Genomic DNA, 19,223 nt, shown 5'->3' with positions numbered 1-19,223 from the left:
TTTCAAAAAGAAAGGGCCTTAGCCCGTTTGCTCATCCTCATTCTTTCTCTTCTCTTCATCTATTAGAACACGGCGTAAAATTTTCCCTACTGTCGTTTTTGGCAATTCATCTCTAAACTCATATACTTTCGGCACTTTATAAGCCGCTAAATATTTACGTGCAAACTGATTTAATTCTTCCTCAGAGCACTCCGTACCTTCTTTTAACACAACAAATGCTTTAACTGTCTCTCCTCGGTACGGATCTGGAACTCCAATTGTCACTACTTCTTGCACTTTTTCATGCTCATATAGTACTTCTTCAACTTCACGAGGATACACATTAAATCCACTCGCGACAATCATATCTTTCTTGCGATCTTTCACATAGAAAAATCCATCTTCATCCATGTAGCCAACATCACCTGTATGGAGCCAGCCATCTTGCAATACAGCCGCTGTTTCCTCTGGCTTATTCCAGTATCCTTTCATAATTTGAGGACCTTTCACTACAATTTCCCCTATTTCTCCTGGCGGTAATGCCTCACCAGTCTCAAGTGACATAATGATTGCTTCTGTATCTGGCCACGGAACTCCAATGCTACCTGGCACTCGCTTTTCCCATAAAAAATTACTATGTGTAACTGGAGAGGATTCTGTTAAACCATATCCCTCTACTAGTTTACCACCTGTAACTGTTTCGAACTTTTCCTGTACTTCTACTGGCAGTGGTGCTGATCCACTAATACAAGCACGAATAGAAGAAATATCATATTCTTTTAAAAGTGGACTATTTAAAAGAGCGATATAAATGGTTGGTGCACCTGGAAACAATGTCACTTTATGCTTCTTAATCGCTTCAAAAACCATTTTCATATCAAACTTTGGAATAAGGACCATTTTGTATCCTTGCATAATACTTAAATTCATAACAGCTGTCATACCATAAACATGGAAAAATGGAAGAACCCCAAGAACGACTTCTTCTCCTTCTTTGCAATTATATAACCATTGAACTCCCATTAACGTGTTAGAGACAAGGTTTTTATGCGTTAACATAACGCCTTTCGGAAATCCGGTTGTTCCTCCTGTGTACTGTAAAAGAGCTAGATCTTTTTCAGGATCACAAGGCACCTCAACATTCGTATTCACTTCTTTTTCTACTGAATTCCAAAGATGAATCGTTTCACTCTCTGATACTTTCACAACTAAATTCGACTGTTTTTTCTGCACAAATGGATACAATAGATTTTTAGGGAATGGTAAAAAGTCCGCAATGCGAGTTACGATAATATGCTCAATTTTTGTAGCAGATTGAACATTCGTTACTCTTGGAAACACTAAATCGAGGCAAAGAATTACTTTTGCTCCCGAGTCATGAAGCTGATATTCTAATTCCCTTTCTGTATACAGTGGATTGGTTTGTACTACGATACCTCCCGCAAGTAATGTACCGTAATAACCAATTACAGCTTGCGGACAATTCGGCAACATAATAGCAACTCGATCACCCTTTTCCACACCGAGCTTTTGAAGATAATTTGCAAATTTCTTCACTTTATCATGGAAGTGTGAAAATGTAATATCCTTCCCCAAAAAGTGAAGCGCTTTCTTTTCTGGATAGCGAGAAGCCATCTGTTCTACATATTTATGAAGCGGCTGAATATCATAAGAAATCGTACTTGGAATTTCCTCTGGATAACTTTTCAACCATGGTTTTTCCACCTTCATTCCCCCTTCAAATACATCAAAAATAAATGAATGTTCATTCATGAGGTTGTTTTCATTATATTATAGTCACCATAACGTTACAATCATAATATTCTGACTTTTATATCACTATGCTTTACTTCATTAACTTCTTATTATATGTAGAAACTCTCCTAATCTTAAAAAAGTAAGAGAGTTATTATTTAGCTTAATCTTATTATCGTTAATACAGCTCCTGGTGTAGTTGTTGATAATGTTGCAACAGCTAACAAACCAAATAGTTGCAAACTAATAGCATCTCCTGCTGCAAGATTTGTAATAATTGTTGCGCTAAATGATGTAGTTGCTAACGCAGGAGAATTGATCGTCCCAGCAAGTGGTGCTCCATTAATTGTAATTCGTGAACTGACCAATAATGAAGCTGTTATATTAATCGAATATGAAATATAATAATTCCCAGCATTTGCAACCGTAAATACTGTATTTCCCCCGGAAACCGTAATACCAGGACCGATATTTTGATTATTCGGAAGCGGGACATTCGTTCCACCAAGAAGTACCGATATCGCTGTTCCCGACGTATTATTTGCAAATGCATATGTCGCCGTGATACTTGTACCTGTTGCTCCTGTAAGGCCTGTTGCTCCTGTTGCTCCCGTTGGACCTGTTGAACCCGTTGATCCTGTTGAACCTGTTGAACCTGTTGATCCTGTTGAACCTGTCGCTCCCGTTGATCCTGTTGAACCTGTCGCTCCCGTTGGGCCTGTTGATCCTGTTGCTCCCGTTGGACCTGTTGAACCCGTTGATCCTGTTGAACCCGTTGATCCTGTTGAACCTGTTGATCCTGTTGAACCTGTCGATCCCGTTGGGCCTGTTGATCCCGTTGATCCCGTTGGGCCTGTTGCTCCTGTTGGGCCTGTCGCTCCCGTTGGACCCGTTGCTCCCGTTACTCCTGTCGCCCCCGTTGGACCCGTTGCCCCTGTTATTCCTGTTGCCCCTGTTATTCCTGTTGGGCCTGTTGCTCCTGTTACCCCTGTCGCCCCCGTTAAACCCGTTGCTCCTGTTGGGCCTGTCGCTCCTGTTGGGCCCATTGCCCCTGTTATTCCTGTCGCTCCCGTTGGACCTGTGTCGCCTGTTACTCCTGTCGCCCCCGTTGGGCCTGTTGCTCCTGTTGCCCCCGTTGGGCCTGTTGCTCCTGTTGCCCCCGTTGGGCCTGTTGCTCCTGTTGCCCCCGTCGGACCGGTTGGACCAACTTTAGGAACTGTCCCATCGCAACTAAAACAGCATGAATCAACATGTACACCATTTTGATTATTACACCCACAATATCCATTTACGTTATTGCTCCATGAAGACATGTTGATCACTTCCTTTACATTCGATCTTTTTAGCGCAATCACCGACTTAAAAAACACCTATCTAAATAACAAAGAAATACTTTGCCTAGTCGGGGATAAAACACAGATTTCCTCCATACATTCTAGTAATTATTACATGCGATTCACTCTCCTTTTGCTTGTACTTTCGCCTTATCTCCACAGACTATTAACAATACACATTACACTATCGTACACAGCCACTTTCCCATTTAAACTTTCCACATTCGCCAATATTTTTAGTAAAGAGGCTTATTCTTCATAAATAGCGACTATAATATATAAAAATCCGTATAATTCGTTATTTTTCGTCAAAATTTTAAAAATATATTGACACTTAAAATACCCTCATAGTATGATTTGGGTGTTGTAATTGATAACCATTTTCACTTATGGTACTAGTTACAAAAAACACTTAATTTGGGGGCAGAAGATGAAGAAAATTCTCGGTATTTTCATAGTAGTTCTTCTATTCGCTGTTGGATGCGGACAGCAAAAAGAGGAGAAAAAAGAAACAAAAGCGGACAATAAAAATCAAGCTATAACAATTAAACACGCTGAAGGGGAAACGAAGTTAGATAAACCAGCGAAAAAAGTAGTTGTACTTGAGTGGGTATATTCAGAAGACTTATTAGCACTTGGTGTTCAGCCAGTAGGGATGGCAGACATTAAGAATTATAATAAATGGGTAAATACAAAAACAAAACCGAGTAAAGATGTTGTAGATGTAGGGACACGTCAACAACCAAACTTAGAAGAAATTAGCCGTTTAAAACCAGACTTAATTATCACAGCTTCATTCCGTGGTAAAGCAATTAAAAATGAATTAGAGCAAATTGCACCAACAGTTATGTTTGATCCATCAACAAGTAATAACGATCACTTTGCTGAAATGACAGAAACATTTAAACAAATTGCAAAAGCAGTTGGAAAAGAAGAAGAAGGTAAAAAAGTATTAGCTGATATGGATAAAGCATTCGCTGATGCAAAAGCAAAAATTGAGAAAGCAGACTTAAAAGATAAAAACATAGCAATGGCACAAGCATTTACTGCTAAAAACGTACCAACATTCCGTATCTTAACTGACAATTCTTTAGCTTTACAAGTTACAAAAAAATTAGGTTTAACAAATACTTTTGAAGCAGGAAAATCTGAGCCAGATGGTTTCAAACAAACAACTGTAGAATCATTACAAAGTGTACAAGATTCAAACTTCATTTACATTGTAGCGGATGAAGATAACATTTTTGACACGCAACTAAAAGGCAACCCTGCTTGGGAAGAATTAAAGTTCAAAAAAGAAAACAAAATGTATAAATTAAAAGGCGATACTTGGATTTTCGGTGGTCCTGAGTCTGCAACATCTTTAGCAACACAAGTAGCAGATGTAATGACAGCGAAGAAGTGATTACACGATGAATAGCTTACAACACACACTTCGAGCAAGTCTTGTATTCGGAGGAGGAGCAGCTCTCTTGCTCCTCCTTTTCTTTATTCATATCGGACAAGGTCAAGCAAACATTTCCTATAGTATGATTATTGATGCTCTTATCTCACCGAACCAATCGCTAGAACATCAAACTTTAATCATGCTTCGATTACCTAGAGCTGTAATTGCCATTTTAGCTGGAGGCGCTCTTGCTGCATCAGGGGTTATTTTACAAACGTTAACGAAAAATCCACTTGCTGAATCCAGTACAATGGGTATTCACTCTGGCGCATATTTCTTTCTAGTAGCGGCTACAATTTTCTTACCGAAAGGTTTACAAATTAATTCTCTTCTGTTCACATTTATCGGCGGTGCTATTACTGCTTTATTTGTATACCGTATTTCTGGTGGAAAAAAGGGAACCCCACTTAGAATGGCATTAGCTGGTATGGTCGTTACATTAATGCTCTCTGCCTTTACCGGAACGATGCAGCTTTTCTATGAAAATGAAACAGCTGGTTTATTTTTATGGGGAGCTGGCTCTCTTATTCAAAATAACTGGGATGGCGTTCAATTTGCTTTTCCATTTATCATTATTTCTTTCCTAGTTTTACTATTTATGTCTCGTAAACTCAACATTCTCTTACTTGGTGATGATGTTGCTGTTTCTCTTGGTGAAAAAACAGCAGTAACACGTCTTATCGCCTTCATTGCTGCAATCTTTTTAACAGCAGTAATTGTTACTGTTGTTGGACCAATTGGATTTGTCGGCTTAGTTGCGCCTCATTTAATGCGCCTTATCGGATACCGTCAACACTTTACTCTTCTTCTCTCTTCTTTCTTATGGGGGGCAGTATTATTACTTGGAGCAGATGTTGTCGGTAAATTAATAGATCCAACCGGTGCAGAACTTCCTGTTGGGGCAGTCACAGCAATGATTGGATCTCCTTGGCTTATTTACTTAGTGTACCGAATGATGAAGTCGAAACAATATATGAATGATAACGGTGCGAATGCAGCTGGAGCTAGTTCCCGCTATTACTCTTATAAAAAGGTAATCATTATATCTATCACACTTTGTATTGTGACGATTGCTCTTGGTGTTACAATCGGTAGTAACGCTTATATCGAAAGTATTACAAATGTTATATCAGGTCAATTAACACTATTTGACAAAAACATGATGATGAATCTTCGTTTACCAAGAATGCTCGTTGCTGCTATTGCTGGCGCATGCCTTGCAATAAGTGGTCTTGTTTTCCAAGGTATATTACGAAATCCACTTGCCGATCCTTCTATTATTGGTATTTCATCGGGAGCTGGTGTTGGTGCTTTAACTATTATGTATGTCTTTCCTGCACTTCCTGGTTTCTTTCTACCAATTGGTGCATTTATCGGCGGACTACTTGCAGTAGGAATTGTCCTCTTCTTTTCATGGAAATCAGGATTTAGCCCAACAGCCCTTGCTTTAATAGGAATTGGTATTTCTGCACTTGGCTCGGCAATTATTCAAATCTTTATCGTTAGAGCCAATTTGAATGTTGCCGCTGCTTTAACATGGTTATCTGGCAGTACGTATGCAAGAGGATGGAATCACTTAGAAAATATCATTCTATATCCATCTCTAATTCTTGTATTCATTATCTTTTTCTTAATAAAACAACTTGACGTTCTCGTACTTGGAGACGATTTAGCAACTGGACTTGGGCAACCAGTAAATAAAACACGTCTTGCTCTGATTGTGCTAGCGACACTACTTGCATCAGTAAATATCGCTGCTGTCGGTACAATTGCCTTTTTAGGCCTTGTCGCACCTCACTTAGCAAGAATTATTGTTGGTATGAATCATCAAAGACTATTCGTTTGTTCAGCACTATTTGGAGCAATCCTTCTTTCTGTTGCTGACTTACTTGGACGTACAATCGCATATCCGAAAGAAATTCCTTCTGGTCTTGTCGTTGCTGTACTTGGAGCACCTTATTTCTTATGGTTGATAAGGAAGAGTGGGAAGAAAGTTAATTAAAAAGGAGGCTTCATATATGTGAAGCCGTCTTTTCCTATTATGGCATAAAATTAACATAGGCTTTGTACATAATATATATAACAAGTAAATACATGATTATATTGAACACACTTCGTTTTAAAGTTAACTTTCTCTTTAATTTCTTATCTTGTAATCTCAATTCTATTCCATTCGCTATTTTCAACCTACCTACTATTTGAAATAACTCTCTGTAATCATCAGCATTTCCCAATAATACGTATTCGTTATCATTTTTATACTTTATATGCAGAAACTCACTTCCACCTTTACGGTCTAATATTGTTTTCATATAAGCTACTTCATTCAATACACATACTTTTAAATCAACTTCATTATAATAACGATCCATAAAAAACATATACAACCGTTTATTTGTAACGATTAACACATTATTAATACCGAAGTTCATTGCAAGAACGCCTATCCCTAATGTCATTGCTGTGCCTGTCTGCCAATTTTTCACACGATGATTTTCGGCAAGCATACTATATAAAATCTCTTCGCTTCCCTGTAACTCTTCTTGTACAACCTCATAACAACGTTTCATTAAAATTGTTTTTGTTACAACTTCTTTTGTACGATCTATTTTCTTTTTATCTATTTTCTCATCATTTCTATAATCATCTACACAATTATCGCTATACTGTAAGTTATTTAATTCCTGAAGTAACTTTTCTTTATTCATTCCTTTTCCCCCCCAGCAGCTTCTTCAATTTCTTTCTCCCTCTTGAAAGCCTACTATATACCGTATCTCGTGTCATACCGAATTCAAGCGCTATTTCTTGTACGCTATATTCATCTAAATACCTTTTTATAAAAATTTTCTTATCTTCTTCATTCAATTCTTTAATTAAAACGTAAAAATTATAATCTCGCTCTTCTTTTGTTAAATTGACATTTTTTCTATCTTCATATATTTCTTGCTGAAACTCTTGTAATTGATAAGAATTATTACTTTTTCGTTTATAATCGATGGCCTTAAACCTAGCGACAGATATAAGCCAGTTTCTAAACTTCCCACGATTTTCATCATAACTACTAATGTTGTACCAAACGATTAATAAAATATCGTCAACACATTCATCCACTAACACCTTACTCTGTGCAGTATCTAAAATACTATGAACTACCTTATAAATTAAATCTCCATATCGATCAATTACTGTATGTAATGCTAACATATCTTGTTTCCGAAGACCTTCTACTATTTCTATATCCTTCACCCTTATCACCACTCTTTATCCTATTCTTTATTCATTATATATACGAATGAGCACATTCGTTTCCTGACACTTTTACAAATATTTTCTAATTGTTTTCATATTGTAGCAATGCTTAATTAATTATTTCTTGTGGAACAGGGATTATATTATCTCTCACGAATTTAATCTATGAACAAAAATAGGAGGGATAACTATGTACCAAACTATTGAAGGCTTCTTGCAATCATGGACATACGAAGCAGAGTCTACTGAGAAAATGCTTGATTCATTAACCGATGCATCTTTATCACAGGAAATTGCACCTGAACATTGGACGTTAGGTAGAGTTGCTTGGCATATCGTGACGGCAATTCCTGTTATACTATCTGGCACAGGGCTAAAGTTTGAAGGAGAAACGAAAGATTATCCTGTTCCAACTTCTGCAAAAACAATTGCAGATGAATACCGTAAAGTAAACGCGGCTTTTGTTGAAACACTTCAAAGTAAATGGACTGATAAAGACTTAGCTACTATTAATGACTTCTTTGGTCGCCCTATGCCGAATTCTATATTTCTAATGACACTCATTAATCATCAAAATCACCACCGCGGACAAATGACGGTTTTAATGCGACAAGCTGGCTTAACAGTTCCTGGCGTATATGGCCCCGCAAAAGAAGAATGGGCTGCGGCTGGAATGGAAGCTCCTAAAATGTAACGACAAAAAAGACAAGATGTTTACATATCTTGTCTTTTTCTGTAACTTGTTTCATGTGAAACTATTTTTTCTTAATGGTTGTTTTATGGAAAAGATAGGTTAAAATGAATACATATTACGAAGAGGAGTAACCAAATTGAATACAAAAAATAAAAAAATAGCTATGGGAACTATTTTACTAACTTCTATTATTGGAGTTATTAGTGTATCTCTTTATTTCACCTATTATGGTACCCCTTGGGGAAAACAAGTAGCAATTACGGACTCAAAAGAGTATATTACAAAATATTTTAATCTAGATGCAGAAGTCAAAAATACTTCTTACGATGCTAAAATGAATAGCTATGCAATCTCCTTTGAAACAAGTACCGACGGCGAGTTTACTATCGAATATAAAAGTCCTAATAACTTTAACATTTCTCCAGAAGTGCAAAAGTATTTAAGCACACACTCTAAATTTACAGAGTAGTAACGAAGCGTACATATACAAAAAAGAGTTGGTGTAACGCCAACTCTTTTTCACATATTCTTATCATACAGTTATATCTTCCTTCTCTATATTTTTAATGCCGTAATACGCAATTACAACTCCAATTGCTGCGAGTGCTAGTTGAAGGGGAAGAAAAGTTGCTGTAGAAAACTCTGGGTTGCCATTCATTGCAATTGTGACAACGATAAGAGATGAAACAATTGTAGTTGGCACGGAACGTTTACGCATTCCGAAGTATAATGGGATTAAACTCATCCCCGCAGTTGCAATGGCTAAAGGAACTAGTTTTATTCCTTCTTGCATCAATTGATCTACTGTAAATGAATTAGGAAGAATTGAAAAATAGCTATCTATACCAAAGAAAACTCCTACTACTAAAATGTTAGATACAATAACTGTTATAAATGTTACTATTGCTGCAATAGCCAACTTACTAGCCATCATTTTCTTCCGATTAATAGGGTAAGAAAACATAAGTAGTATTGTTTTATTTTTATATTCACCAATTATTAGCCTTGCGATTAATACACTACCAAAAACAATAAACGTTGCTCTTACTATTGTGCTAGCCATTAACAATATCGTCTCTGGATTCCTTATTTCTGCATCACCTTCTACTTGAGCAATGATGCTCACAAAGATCATTAATGCCAGTATAACAATATTTGCAATAATTGCTCTCTTCACGTACCAACCAAGCTTAAACTTTTTCAATTCTAGCTTCATTAAATGTAGCATGATAGTGTCCTCCTTCCTCCTAAGATTTAATCAATATAAATGACTCCTGTTTCACTTAAAATCTTCGCTTCATTTTTTGCATCACCAATCGTTCCTACTTTTATTTTTTCTGTATTTTTATCTTTCTTAAGTCCTTTTAAATCTACTATTACGTCAGCCGAATTACTTTTAGCCATAAGCTTCAATGATGCCGGGACACCTTTATACCGTACGCCAATATCCCCTGATTTTGTTTCTATAAATAATGATTTTCCTTCTGTCATATCTTTCAGCAATACTTCCCCAGATGTTGAAGTGATGTTCATATTTGAGTTACTTACATTTGTTATATAGTTATCACCAGTCGTAGACTTTATATTTAATTCTTGTACTGAACTACCTTTTAAAACTAACTCTCCACTTTGCGATATGAATTCACCTTTCTCGGCTGATAGTCCTACAATCATTTCATCTCCAGACTTGCCTTTTGTCATGATATTTTTTACTACTATATCTCTTATTTTCACATCACCCGATTTATTATTTAATACAATTTTATCTATTTCTTTCTTCGGAATAGCTATAGATATACTATTTTTCTTCCTAAACGTGAAACCATTAAAAAATCTGTTCATCTTTTGTTTTTGTTTAATCACAATTTTATTTTCATCATTTTCTATTTTGACAGGATCTATCTCTTTATCTACTTGTTCACCTTGAGCGGAAATTACTATTTTATTAGCGTCTGTACTTTTAAATTCAAGATTCCAGTTTTCATTATCTACTTCTATTTCTTTTATATTATTTATCTCAAAAGACTTTTCTTTCTTAAAACCTTCCCCCTGAAACACCTTAAAACCAAAAACCGCACTAGCAATTGTAATGAATAATATTGCAATTACTATTATCTTTTTCACCATTCATACCCCAGTTCGTTGTTGTTTTAAGCTTGCTTCACACCACATCAATCTTATCGATTTTACGAAACGATAAATAACTAATGAAGATCCCTAATAAACAGAGCACGATTGGGATAGCTATAAAATCAAACATACTTACTTGATCGTTTCCAGGACCAACGTTACCACTAATCAGCATACCAATTATTACTGCCGAAGTAATCGTTGTCGGTGTCGATTTCTTTCTCATTCCAAAAAATAAAGGAATTAAACTTATACCAGATATCATAAATGCACTTATAAAAGTGTCTGGAACGATAGCTATTATTTCACCCATCGTAGCTGGCGTTTCAATCAGTCCCATCATGGGACTCACAAAATATACGAGTAAACTAATAATAAAAGTAGCGATAATGGTACTCACAAAACAAAAACAAAAAACAATTGTTAATTTCGCCCTCATTAGCATTTTCCTTTGCAGCGGGTACATAAACGATAATTGCATCGTTTTGTTCTTATACTCATCAATTACTAAACGTGATAAAATGACCGAACTAAAAATAATGAATGTTATCCTAATAAAAATATTTGCTGCAGCCATGTTCTGTGTGAAGTCAGAGAAGAGCATGTTTTCCTCGGCTTTCATTCCCAATGCCATAAGGCTTACTGCAGCGAAAATTGCTATAATACAAATTGCTACACTTTTAAAGTAACGAGATAATTTATGTTTCTTCCATTCGAGCTTCATTAATTTAAACATATAAATTACGCCTCCATTCTTTATATACCTGTCTCTACGCTGCTAACATTCTAATTCCAGCAGTAACGAAGCTTAACATTCCTATCACTAGTACAATGAACAACCATTTCCGCTCTGGTTTTCTATAATATAAAATTCCACTTATTAGCATTACGATAAATCCACTTATCAGGTTCAGCCATAGTCCATTAAGCATGAATACCTTCTCCATCCATTACATTTAAGAAATATTCTTCTAAGGAACTATGTTTCTTATTAATACTTTCAATTTCCACATCGTTCATAATAAGTGCTTTTGAAATGGCCTGCTGAGACGCTAACGTATCATACACACGAATCATGGTTCCACTCATTATTTTGTAGTTTTTTATACCAAGTTTATCTTCTAAAATATAAGCTGCACGTTTCACATCAGGAACAGTGATTTCAATGTACTCTGTTTGTTTTCCGTTAATACTCTTCATTGAAACTTCTTTTATTAGTTTTCCATTTTGAATCACACCAATTGTATCGGCCATTAGTTCCATTTCACCTAAAATATGACTAGAAACTAATAATGTAATGCCATATTCTTTGCAGAGCATTTTAAATAAGTCTCGTAACTCTTTAATACCAATTGGATCTAAACCGTTAATTGGTTCATCTAAAATGAGCAATTCTGGCTTTGTCACGATTGCTCTTGCAATACCGAGTCGTTGTTTCATTCCTAATGAAAAATCTTTTACTTTTTTATTATCTACCCCTTGTAGTTTCACTAAATGTAAAGCATGGTCAATTGCATTTTTATCGTAGTAGCCCATGTATTCACAATGTAGGTCTAAGTTTTCTTTCGCCGTTAATTTATCATAAAAGATTGGGTATTCAATAATTGTCCCCATTCTTTTTAATACTTCATAAGATGTATCTGTTAATTTCTCACCGAAGATTTCAATATCACCACTCGTCGGTTTTATTAAATTTGTAATCATTTTCATAATCGTTGTTTTACCAGCACCGTTTGGTCCTAAAAAACCGTAAATTTCTCCTTTTTTCACATGCATGTTAACACCGGAAATAACTTCTTTCCCTTTAAACACTTTCGTTAACTGGTTTGTTTTTAATATATATGTCATGTTACTTTCCCCTTTCGCAATACTCTATATTTCTATAATAGACAACGGAAATCTCTTTTTTCTTACCCGTTTCTTACAAATTCCTTACGCTGAAAAAAAGCTTGTAGAATCTACTGCTCTACAAGCTAAAACTGTATCTTTGTTAATGCAATTGTAAAAATTGTTTTTTCATACGGTTTACTAGAAAGATGAATTTTTCCGTCCATCGCTTCCACAAGCCGTTTCGTAATCGTTAATCCTAGACCGCTTCCTTGGTACAATCTATTTCTTGAATCTTCAAGTGTGTACATACGCTCAAACACTTTATCAATATGAGATTCATCAATCCCTTTTCCTTTATCCCATACATCTATATACACGCCCGTGTCATCATCTCTTAACGTCATACCGAGTGCCTTTCCATCGTCTCCATATGTAATTGCATTTGATATTAAATTATTCAATACCCTACCTAATACTTCTACATTTCCAAGTGCATATATATTTCTTTCTGGTATATCAATATGAACCTGAAAACCTTTCGTCGTCACTAAATCATAAAATGATAAAATCTTCTCGCGGCAAACTTCATTCATATTTACTTTTTTCATTTCAATTGCTTTGTCACCAGATTCTAATTTCGCTAAATCAAAAAACTTATGAATTAATTCCATCACTTCTAGTGTTTTCGTATGCACTTTCTCAAGTAATATTTGTTGTTCTTCTTTATTTATCGTTTTATCCTTATTTAACATTTCTGTATATCCAAGAATAACTGTTAGTGGTGTTTTCAAGTCATGCGAAATATTTGAAAGCATTTTTCTCATCGAAATTTCTACTTTTGCATGATCTGCATTCGTTTTCTGTTTTGCATCTAATAATTGATTAATTGCCACTAATAATTTTTGCAATTCTAGATCATCTGTCATAACGAGTAACGTCTCGCCTGTTTTTTCATTTACAATACTTTCTAACTTTTCATATGTGTATCGTAAATTTTTACTACTATTTTTTCTCATTTTATATTGCATATAAATAACACATAACAATATAAAAATAATACCTATTAACAAATTGATCATATTACATCACTTCCAGCTTATAGCCGATGCCCCATAGCGTTTTAATATATTCTGGATTAGATGGATCACTTTCGATTTTCTCACGCAATCTTCTCATATGAACATTAATAACGTTATCGTCACCGTAATACTCTTCATTCCAAACTAACGTATATATTTGCGCTTTCGTAAATACACGATTTTGGTTCTTTACAAATAGCTTTAAAATCTCAAATTCTTTTAAAGTAAGTTTGAGAGGCTTCCCGTTTTTTTCTACAGTAAAATTAATTGGATCAATTGTTAAATCACCAATTTGAATCATTTTTTCTATTGTTTCTGTAGCCGAGTATTTCGTAGACCTCCGAATACCTGCTTTTACACGTGCAGCCAATTCAATCATAGAAAATGGCTTACAAATGTAATCATCTGCTCCAAGTCCTAATCCAACAGCTTTATCAACATCTGTATCTTTTGCCGACATCATTAAAATCGGAACTGCACTTTTTTCTCGAATGATTCGTACAACCTCTAAGCCATCTAGCTTTGGCATCATAATGTCAAGGATAATCAAATCAAATGAACCTTTTAAATATGTGTTCACGCCTTCTTCTCCATCAGACGCAATCGTAACTTGAAAGCCTTCCTTTATTAAATACTTTTCCACCATCTCTTGAATTGAGATATCATCTTCAACTAATAAAATATGATGTGACATATGTCTATCCCCTTTTTACAAACGTTAACAATCCAATTGTATCGTAACTACTACAGACTGGAAACAATTATATGAATTTTCAAACCAACTTCCCTTCCTTCCTTAACAATGATATGATGAAATTCACTACGATTGTTCATAATTAACTTTATATAAAGGAGACTTATCATGTCAGAAAACAAAAAAGTAAGCTTAGCTGATTTAATGCGTGAACAACTTGCTAAGAAAAAGCAAGGAAATGGAAATGGTCAAAATGCAAAAAATCAAAGCCAAGAAACAAAAAAATTACAAAACCAACAAACAAAGAAAACAAACAACCAACGTAGACGTACAGGTGTATAAATGAACGGACAAAAACGTTCTGATATCGCCCCCGGTCTTGAAGTTGATATTGTATTAAAACAAGATCAACGAACAGGCAAATTAACACGTGGAATTGTAAAAGATATTTTAACAAACTCCCCTTCCCATCCGCATGGCATTAAAGTGCGATTGCAGGACGGGCAAGTCGGTAGAGTACAAAATATCGTTCAATAAGAAAAGGAGCTCAAGTAAACTCGAGCTCCTTTTCTTTATTAACCTTTAATTTTCTCGATGAAAACTACTTTTAAGTAGTCTCCTTCTTTAAATTGATCAATGGTACGGAAATCTTCTGGTAAAGAATGTTCTTCTAATATTTTATATTTGCCATTCATTTCTTTAAAGGCTGTATCGATAAAGCCTTTAAACTTTTTCATATCGAATGCGCTACAGTTTGTAGAAGCAACGATAATACCGTTATTTTCTGTAATAGCAATTGTTTCTTTTAATAAATTTTTATAATCTTTTGCTGCACTAAATGTATATTTTTTTGAGCGTGCAAAGCTTGGAGGATCAAGTACGACCATATCAAATTTCATTTTTTTCTTCGCTGCATATTTGAAGTAAAGAAATACATCTTCTACAATAATATCTTGCGCTTCATAATCAACTTCATTTACACTAAACTGCTCAATCGTTTTACTTAAACTACGATTTGCAAGGTCAACACTCGTCGTTTTACTCGCTCCGCCAAGAGCTGCAAATACAGAGAAAGCACCTGTATAAGAGAACATATTTAACACTGTTCTTCCTTTTGCATATTTATCACGAATTTGTTTTCGAACGTTACGTTGATCTAAAAATACCCCAACCATTGCCCCATCATTTAAATAAACCGCAAAGTTTACACCGTTCTCTTTTACGATAAGTGGGAACTCGCCGCGCTCTCCTGCTACGAAATCATCCCCCTCAATATATTTCCCTTTCGTATCAAAACGCTTTTTCTCATAAATACCTTTAAAGTTTGCTACTTTTTGAAGAGCGGCTATAATCTCGTCTCTGAAAGTGTAAATCCCTTCACTATACCAACTTACTACGTAGTAGCCATCATAATAATCGATAATTAGTCCTCCAAGACCATCACCTTCACCGTTTAGGGCGCGGAATGCTGTCGTATCACTTGATTTGTAAAATTGCTTTCGTTTATGTAAGGCAGATTTGATTTTACTTTCAAAGAAAGATTGATTAATTTGTTCACTCTCTTTTCTCGTTAAAATCCAGCCGTATCCTTTATTTTGTTTTCCATAATAGCCTTTTCCGATAAATTGGTTCTTCTCATCTACTACTTTAATGATTGTTCCTTCTTCACGAACATCATTTAAATTTTGAATCGCATCTTTTAAAATAAGCGGATATCCACTTTTAATTTCTTTTATAAATTTCGGTTTTATTTTTACAGTTACTTCTGATCGCATATAATAACTTCCTTTCCATTTGCATGCTTTCTCTACAGGAAGCATTTAAAAAACGAGACTGAAAAAACAGCCTCGTTTCACTATACCATATTATTGCTTTGCTAGTACAACTCGCTCATTCTCTCGCTTAACTGCCACATATTTACTACATTTTGAACTGGAAATCTTACTGTCCAATATAATATAAAAAACTTTTATATTTCACATTTAGCATTGACAATGATAATGATTTTCATTATCATTTAATGTATATGAGTTCTCGAAAATAAAGGCTATATTTATAGGAGGAATAAACATGATTATCGTTACAAATACAGCTAAAATTACAAAGGGAAATGGACATAAATTAATTGAGCGTTTTAATAAAGTAGGTAAAGTTGAAACGATGCCAGGCTTTTTAGGTCTAGAAGTTCTTTTAACGCAAAATACAGTTGATTATGATGAAGTTACAATTAGCACTCGCTGGAATGCAAAAGAAGATTTCCAAGGTTGGACAAAGAGCGCTGCATTTAAAGATGCTCACTCACATCAAGGCGGAATGCCAGAATATATTCTTGATAATAAAATTGCTTACTATGATGTAAAAGTTGTACGTATGCCAATGGCTGCAGCACAGTAAAAACAGTCCTTTTTTAAAGTATAGAATATGAGAAGCGTTATCTATCACTTCTCATATTCTATACTTTTTTCTTTAATTTCTTTTTATTAATTTTGCGTGTACAACTAGCCTTCCAGCCTCTGGATCAAGCGCATAGTCACAAGTAGAAAGTGTTACGATTTCATCATTAGCCGTCAATTCCGTATCCGTTTTGTACAGTGATTTTTCTTGAATTTCCTTTAAGAACGATGTATATGCTGCATCATTTTCAAAATCCGTTTCAATGTAATAAAAGTCCGTTGTTGTCGTGTATACTGAAAAAACTTCCACGTCGTATCCTTCAAATAATGTATCGTAATATAATTTACGATGAGACATAAAAAAGTCTTCATCCAACATCTTTTTTAAACTACCAAACATAGAACCGTCTTTCATACGATGGCCATATAAAATCGTATTTCGATTTTGAGATTTCACATCATTACGATGGTCCATAAAAATGCTTCCCGCTCTCATATCTTCACCTTTATAATTACGAAATAAATAGTAATCATTATCTTTTGCTTGAACGATTGGATAATTAATTTGTGTATCATCCATCGTAATCCATCCGACTATCTCTGGATTAATTTTCTGGAGATCCTGAAACTGTTTACGTACCTCTCCATCTTCTGATTTTTCTTCCATTGGACTTCTTTTATAAATATGTTGTGCCTCAGCCATTACTTTACGATTTTCATAATAATCCATGAAAATCCCGCCCAACTCGTACATTGAATAGAAAAAGATTCCTAAAAACACAATTGTAAGTATGCGTTGAAAAAAAGAATTCTTTTTCCGTCCTTTCTTACTATTCAAATTATCACCTCAAAACGGATTATGCTCAGCCTTTAGATTCCCATAGGTACCATGTACAATCCGGTATCTTCATCCTGCTTTACAATGACATCTACACCATATATTGCTTTAACCATTTCTTCTGTTATTACATCATTAGGATTACCTTTCGTAATGATTTCTCCATCTTTCATAACGATAATATGGTCGCTATAACGAATGGCTTGATTAATATCATGTAATACCATTACAATCGTTAGTCCATGCACTTCATTTAACTCTTTCACTAACTCTAATATTTCTAGCTGATAGTAAATATCTAAATATGTGGTCGGCTCATCTAAGAAGAGCATTGGTGTATTTTGAGCTAATGTCATTGCGATCCAAACTCGCTGCCTCTCTCCACCAGATAAAGCATAAATTGGCTTATCACGCTTACTTTGTAAATTCGTACATACTAGCGCACGCTCAATCGCTTCTCTATCTTCATCTGTTTGCGGAGAGAATATATTTTTATATGGCATACGCCCGAAGCTTATTAGCTTTTCCACTGTAATATCTGCTGGAGCCTCATTTTGTTGATGGACAACCGCTAGTTTTCTAGCAAACTCTTTCGGTTTATATTCACTAATCGCTTTCCCATCAAGTATTACTTCTCCACTGCTAGGAGCGTGGTTTCTAGACATGACACTAAGTAATGTTGATTTCCCACATCCATTCGGTCCAATGATTGTTGTAATTTTCCCAATTTCTATTTCACTACTAACAGACTTTAATCGATTTGTTACGTTATCGTATGAAAAGGTTACATTTTTAATTTCCATGAACTTTATCACTCTTTCTAAGCAAGAATATTAAGAATGGACCACCAATAACCGCCATAATTGTTGCTGCTGGAATTTCGTTAGGTGGCACAATTAACCTTCCAATCGTATCTGCCGTCAAAATTAATAACGCCCCTGCAAGAGCAGAAAATGGAATTAATACTTTATGGTCTGAACCGACTAATTGTCTTGAAATATGCGGAACTAGTAATCCTACAAAAGCAATAACACCTGCAAGCGCTGTTGATACTGCCGCTAAGAGTACTGCAATGGCAGAAATAATAAGACGAACTCTCGTCACGTGCAAGCCTAAGTTTTTCGCAGTCTTATCTTGTAGCGATAATAAGTTACACCAAGCTCCTACGAACAGAGCAAGAATAAGACCAATCGTTCCATAAGTCACCATTATTTCTACATCGCCCCACGTCTTCATTGTTATGTTAGAAGTCGTCGTTTGCTTAATACTCTTAATAAAATATCCACAAATCGTAACGAATGATTCATTTAATCCAGTAAACATTGCATTAATGGCAATACCAATTAAAATAATGCGAAGCGGGCTTAATCCTGATTTCCATGAAAACGAATAAACGAGATAACATGCAAGCGCACCACCTAAAAAGGCGAATACGGGTGTCCAGAAAAAGAATTGCGGGAACAACGTAATAATAACGAGTGTCATAAAACTTGCTCCTGAAGATATACCGATTACCCCAGCATCAGCGAGTGGATTTTTCATAACAGCTTGAAAAAGCACACCTGAAACAGCGAGAGCCGCTCCAGTGAACAACGCAATAATAATACGCGGAAAACGTAAATCTTTAATGACTTCAACATCTTCATTTCCACCTGTAAATATCCCTTGTACAAGTTCAACAATACCTACTTCTAAACTACCTTTCATCGCTGACAATGATGTCATAACAATAAGCAATGCAGTAACAATGAGGAAACTCCAAGTTTTTTTATTCATTCTACTCTTCCTTTATATTAAAATG

General features: G+C 35.3%; 22 protein-coding genes. 7 read left to right on the top strand and 15 right to left on the bottom strand.

Annotated features, from left to right (window positions below):
- Nucleotides 1-18: 18 nt before the first annotated feature.
- Together HMPREF1014_RS01850 and HMPREF1014_RS01845 are read right to left on the bottom strand one after the other, a co-directional pair.
- Entirely contained in the window at nt 19-1,704 is a 1,686-nt protein-coding gene (locus HMPREF1014_RS01850; RefSeq protein ID WP_000414734.1) for a long-chain-fatty-acid--CoA ligase, read from the bottom strand.
- A 188-nt stretch (nt 1,705-1,892) separates the two neighbouring features.
- The gene (locus tag HMPREF1014_RS01845; protein ID WP_000100382.1) at nt 1,893-3,047 is read right to left on the bottom strand and encodes a BclA C-terminal domain-containing protein; all 1,155 of its coding nucleotides are present in this window, start codon (nt 3,045-3,047) and stop codon (nt 1,893-1,895) included.
- Between the two features lie 451 nt (nt 3,048-3,498).
- Between HMPREF1014_RS01845 and HMPREF1014_RS01840 the strand changes: the two genes are divergently transcribed.
- Together HMPREF1014_RS01840 and fhuB are read left to right on the top strand one after the other, a co-directional pair.
- On the top strand, nt 3,499-4,473 hold the full coding sequence (locus tag HMPREF1014_RS01840; RefSeq protein ID WP_000721843.1) for an ABC transporter substrate-binding protein: 975 nt from the start codon (nt 3,499-3,501) through the stop codon (nt 4,471-4,473).
- 7 nt (nt 4,474-4,480) lie between these two features.
- Nucleotides 4,481-6,517, top strand: coding sequence for a Fe(3+)-hydroxamate ABC transporter permease FhuB (gene fhuB, locus HMPREF1014_RS01835; protein WP_001087095.1), 2,037 nt, complete (start codon nt 4,481-4,483; stop codon nt 6,515-6,517).
- A 37-nt stretch (nt 6,518-6,554) separates the two neighbouring features.
- On the opposite strand, the gene HMPREF1014_RS01830 is transcribed toward fhuB, so the two are convergent.
- Both HMPREF1014_RS01830 and HMPREF1014_RS01825 read right to left on the bottom strand, forming a co-directional pair.
- Nucleotides 6,555-7,223, bottom strand: coding sequence for a hypothetical protein (locus tag HMPREF1014_RS01830; RefSeq protein ID WP_001031128.1), 669 nt, complete (start codon nt 7,221-7,223; stop codon nt 6,555-6,557).
- Nucleotides 7,216-7,719 carry a sigma-70 family RNA polymerase sigma factor gene (locus HMPREF1014_RS01825; RefSeq protein WP_232291885.1) on the bottom strand — a complete coding sequence of 168 codons (504 nt, stop codon included), beginning with the start codon at nt 7,717-7,719 and terminating at the stop codon, nt 7,216-7,218. Before HMPREF1014_RS01825 ends, HMPREF1014_RS01830 begins: the two co-directional genes overlap by 8 nt.
- 235 nt (nt 7,720-7,954) lie before the next feature.
- Between HMPREF1014_RS01825 and HMPREF1014_RS01820 the strand changes: the two genes are divergently transcribed.
- Nucleotides 7,955-8,458 carry a DinB family protein gene (locus HMPREF1014_RS01820; RefSeq protein WP_000284965.1) on the top strand — a complete coding sequence of 168 codons (504 nt, stop codon included), beginning with the start codon at nt 7,955-7,957 and terminating at the stop codon, nt 8,456-8,458.
- A gap of 136 nt (nt 8,459-8,594) precedes the next feature.
- On the top strand, nt 8,595-8,927 hold the full coding sequence (locus tag HMPREF1014_RS01815) for a YfjL-like protein (RefSeq protein ID WP_001093297.1): 333 nt from the start codon (nt 8,595-8,597) through the stop codon (nt 8,925-8,927).
- 63 nt (nt 8,928-8,990) lie between these two features.
- On the opposite strand, the gene HMPREF1014_RS01810 is transcribed toward HMPREF1014_RS01815, so the two are convergent.
- The 7 genes from HMPREF1014_RS01810 to HMPREF1014_RS01780 all read right to left on the bottom strand — a co-directional run bounded on the left by HMPREF1014_RS01810 (nt 8,991) and on the right by HMPREF1014_RS01780 (nt 14,191).
- Nucleotides 8,991-9,686, bottom strand: coding sequence for an ABC transporter permease (locus HMPREF1014_RS01810; protein WP_000902924.1), 696 nt, complete (start codon nt 9,684-9,686; stop codon nt 8,991-8,993).
- A gap of 26 nt (nt 9,687-9,712) precedes the next feature.
- The gene (locus HMPREF1014_RS01805; RefSeq protein ID WP_000239288.1) at nt 9,713-10,585 is read right to left on the bottom strand and encodes a DUF4097 family beta strand repeat-containing protein; all 873 of its coding nucleotides are present in this window, start codon (nt 10,583-10,585) and stop codon (nt 9,713-9,715) included.
- Nucleotides 10,586-10,619: 34 nt separating this feature from the next.
- Nucleotides 10,620-11,324 (bottom strand): ABC transporter permease, encoded by a 705-nt coding sequence (locus HMPREF1014_RS01800; RefSeq protein WP_000475530.1) that lies wholly within the window; start codon nt 11,322-11,324, stop codon nt 10,620-10,622.
- A 34-nt stretch (nt 11,325-11,358) separates the two neighbouring features.
- Nucleotides 11,359-11,520 (bottom strand): hypothetical protein, encoded by a 162-nt coding sequence (locus HMPREF1014_RS31465; RefSeq protein ID WP_000931810.1) that lies wholly within the window; start codon nt 11,518-11,520, stop codon nt 11,359-11,361.
- The gene (locus tag HMPREF1014_RS01790) at nt 11,513-12,436 is read right to left on the bottom strand and encodes an ABC transporter ATP-binding protein (protein ID WP_000221066.1); all 924 of its coding nucleotides are present in this window, start codon (nt 12,434-12,436) and stop codon (nt 11,513-11,515) included. Before HMPREF1014_RS01790 ends, HMPREF1014_RS31465 begins: the two co-directional genes overlap by 8 nt.
- A gap of 125 nt (nt 12,437-12,561) precedes the next feature.
- Nucleotides 12,562-13,497 (bottom strand): HAMP domain-containing histidine kinase, encoded by a 936-nt coding sequence (locus HMPREF1014_RS01785; protein WP_000609138.1) that lies wholly within the window; start codon nt 13,495-13,497, stop codon nt 12,562-12,564.
- Nucleotide 13,498: 1 nt separating this feature from the next.
- Complete coding sequence (locus HMPREF1014_RS01780) at nt 13,499-14,191, bottom strand: response regulator transcription factor (protein WP_000018029.1); 693 nt, start codon at nt 14,189-14,191, stop codon at nt 13,499-13,501.
- Between the two features lie 168 nt (nt 14,192-14,359).
- On the opposite strand from HMPREF1014_RS01780, the gene HMPREF1014_RS31460 reads away from it, so the two are divergent.
- Nucleotides 14,360-14,533 (top strand): hypothetical protein, encoded by a 174-nt coding sequence (locus tag HMPREF1014_RS31460; RefSeq protein ID WP_001293578.1) that lies wholly within the window; start codon nt 14,360-14,362, stop codon nt 14,531-14,533.
- The gene (locus tag HMPREF1014_RS01770; protein WP_001014305.1) at nt 14,534-14,728 is read left to right on the top strand and encodes a YwbE family protein; all 195 of its coding nucleotides are present in this window, start codon (nt 14,534-14,536) and stop codon (nt 14,726-14,728) included.
- 38 nt (nt 14,729-14,766) lie between these two features.
- Here HMPREF1014_RS01770 and HMPREF1014_RS01765 read toward each other — a convergent pair whose 3' ends face one another.
- Nucleotides 14,767-15,966, bottom strand: coding sequence for a class I SAM-dependent rRNA methyltransferase (locus HMPREF1014_RS01765; RefSeq protein ID WP_001255970.1), 1,200 nt, complete (start codon nt 15,964-15,966; stop codon nt 14,767-14,769).
- Nucleotides 15,967-16,261: 295 nt separating this feature from the next.
- On the opposite strand from HMPREF1014_RS01765, the gene isdG reads away from it, so the two are divergent.
- Nucleotides 16,262-16,585 carry a heme oxygenase gene (gene isdG / locus HMPREF1014_RS01760; protein ID WP_000587818.1) on the top strand — a complete coding sequence of 108 codons (324 nt, stop codon included), beginning with the start codon at nt 16,262-16,264 and terminating at the stop codon, nt 16,583-16,585.
- 72 nt (nt 16,586-16,657) lie between these two features.
- On the opposite strand, the gene srtB is transcribed toward isdG, so the two are convergent.
- From srtB to HMPREF1014_RS01745, 3 genes are read right to left on the bottom strand one after another with little or no spacing between them, the layout of a single operon-like run.
- Nucleotides 16,658-17,422 (bottom strand): class B sortase, encoded by a 765-nt coding sequence (gene srtB / locus HMPREF1014_RS01755; RefSeq protein ID WP_001086121.1) that lies wholly within the window; start codon nt 17,420-17,422, stop codon nt 16,658-16,660.
- A gap of 32 nt (nt 17,423-17,454) precedes the next feature.
- On the bottom strand, nt 17,455-18,225 hold the full coding sequence (locus HMPREF1014_RS01750) for an ABC transporter ATP-binding protein (RefSeq protein ID WP_000403761.1): 771 nt from the start codon (nt 18,223-18,225) through the stop codon (nt 17,455-17,457).
- Complete coding sequence (locus HMPREF1014_RS01745) at nt 18,215-19,198, bottom strand: FecCD family ABC transporter permease (protein WP_001036849.1); 984 nt, start codon at nt 19,196-19,198, stop codon at nt 18,215-18,217. The genes HMPREF1014_RS01750 and HMPREF1014_RS01745 overlap by 11 nt, the downstream gene beginning before the upstream one ends.
- Nucleotides 19,199-19,223: the final 25 nt, after the last annotated feature.

Source organism: Bacillus sp. 7_6_55CFAA_CT2, from assembly GCF_000238655.1.
GTDB lineage: Bacteria > Bacillota > Bacilli > Bacillales > Bacillaceae_G > Bacillus_A > Bacillus_A cereus.
This window is presented reverse-complemented; position numbering and strand designations above follow the sequence as displayed.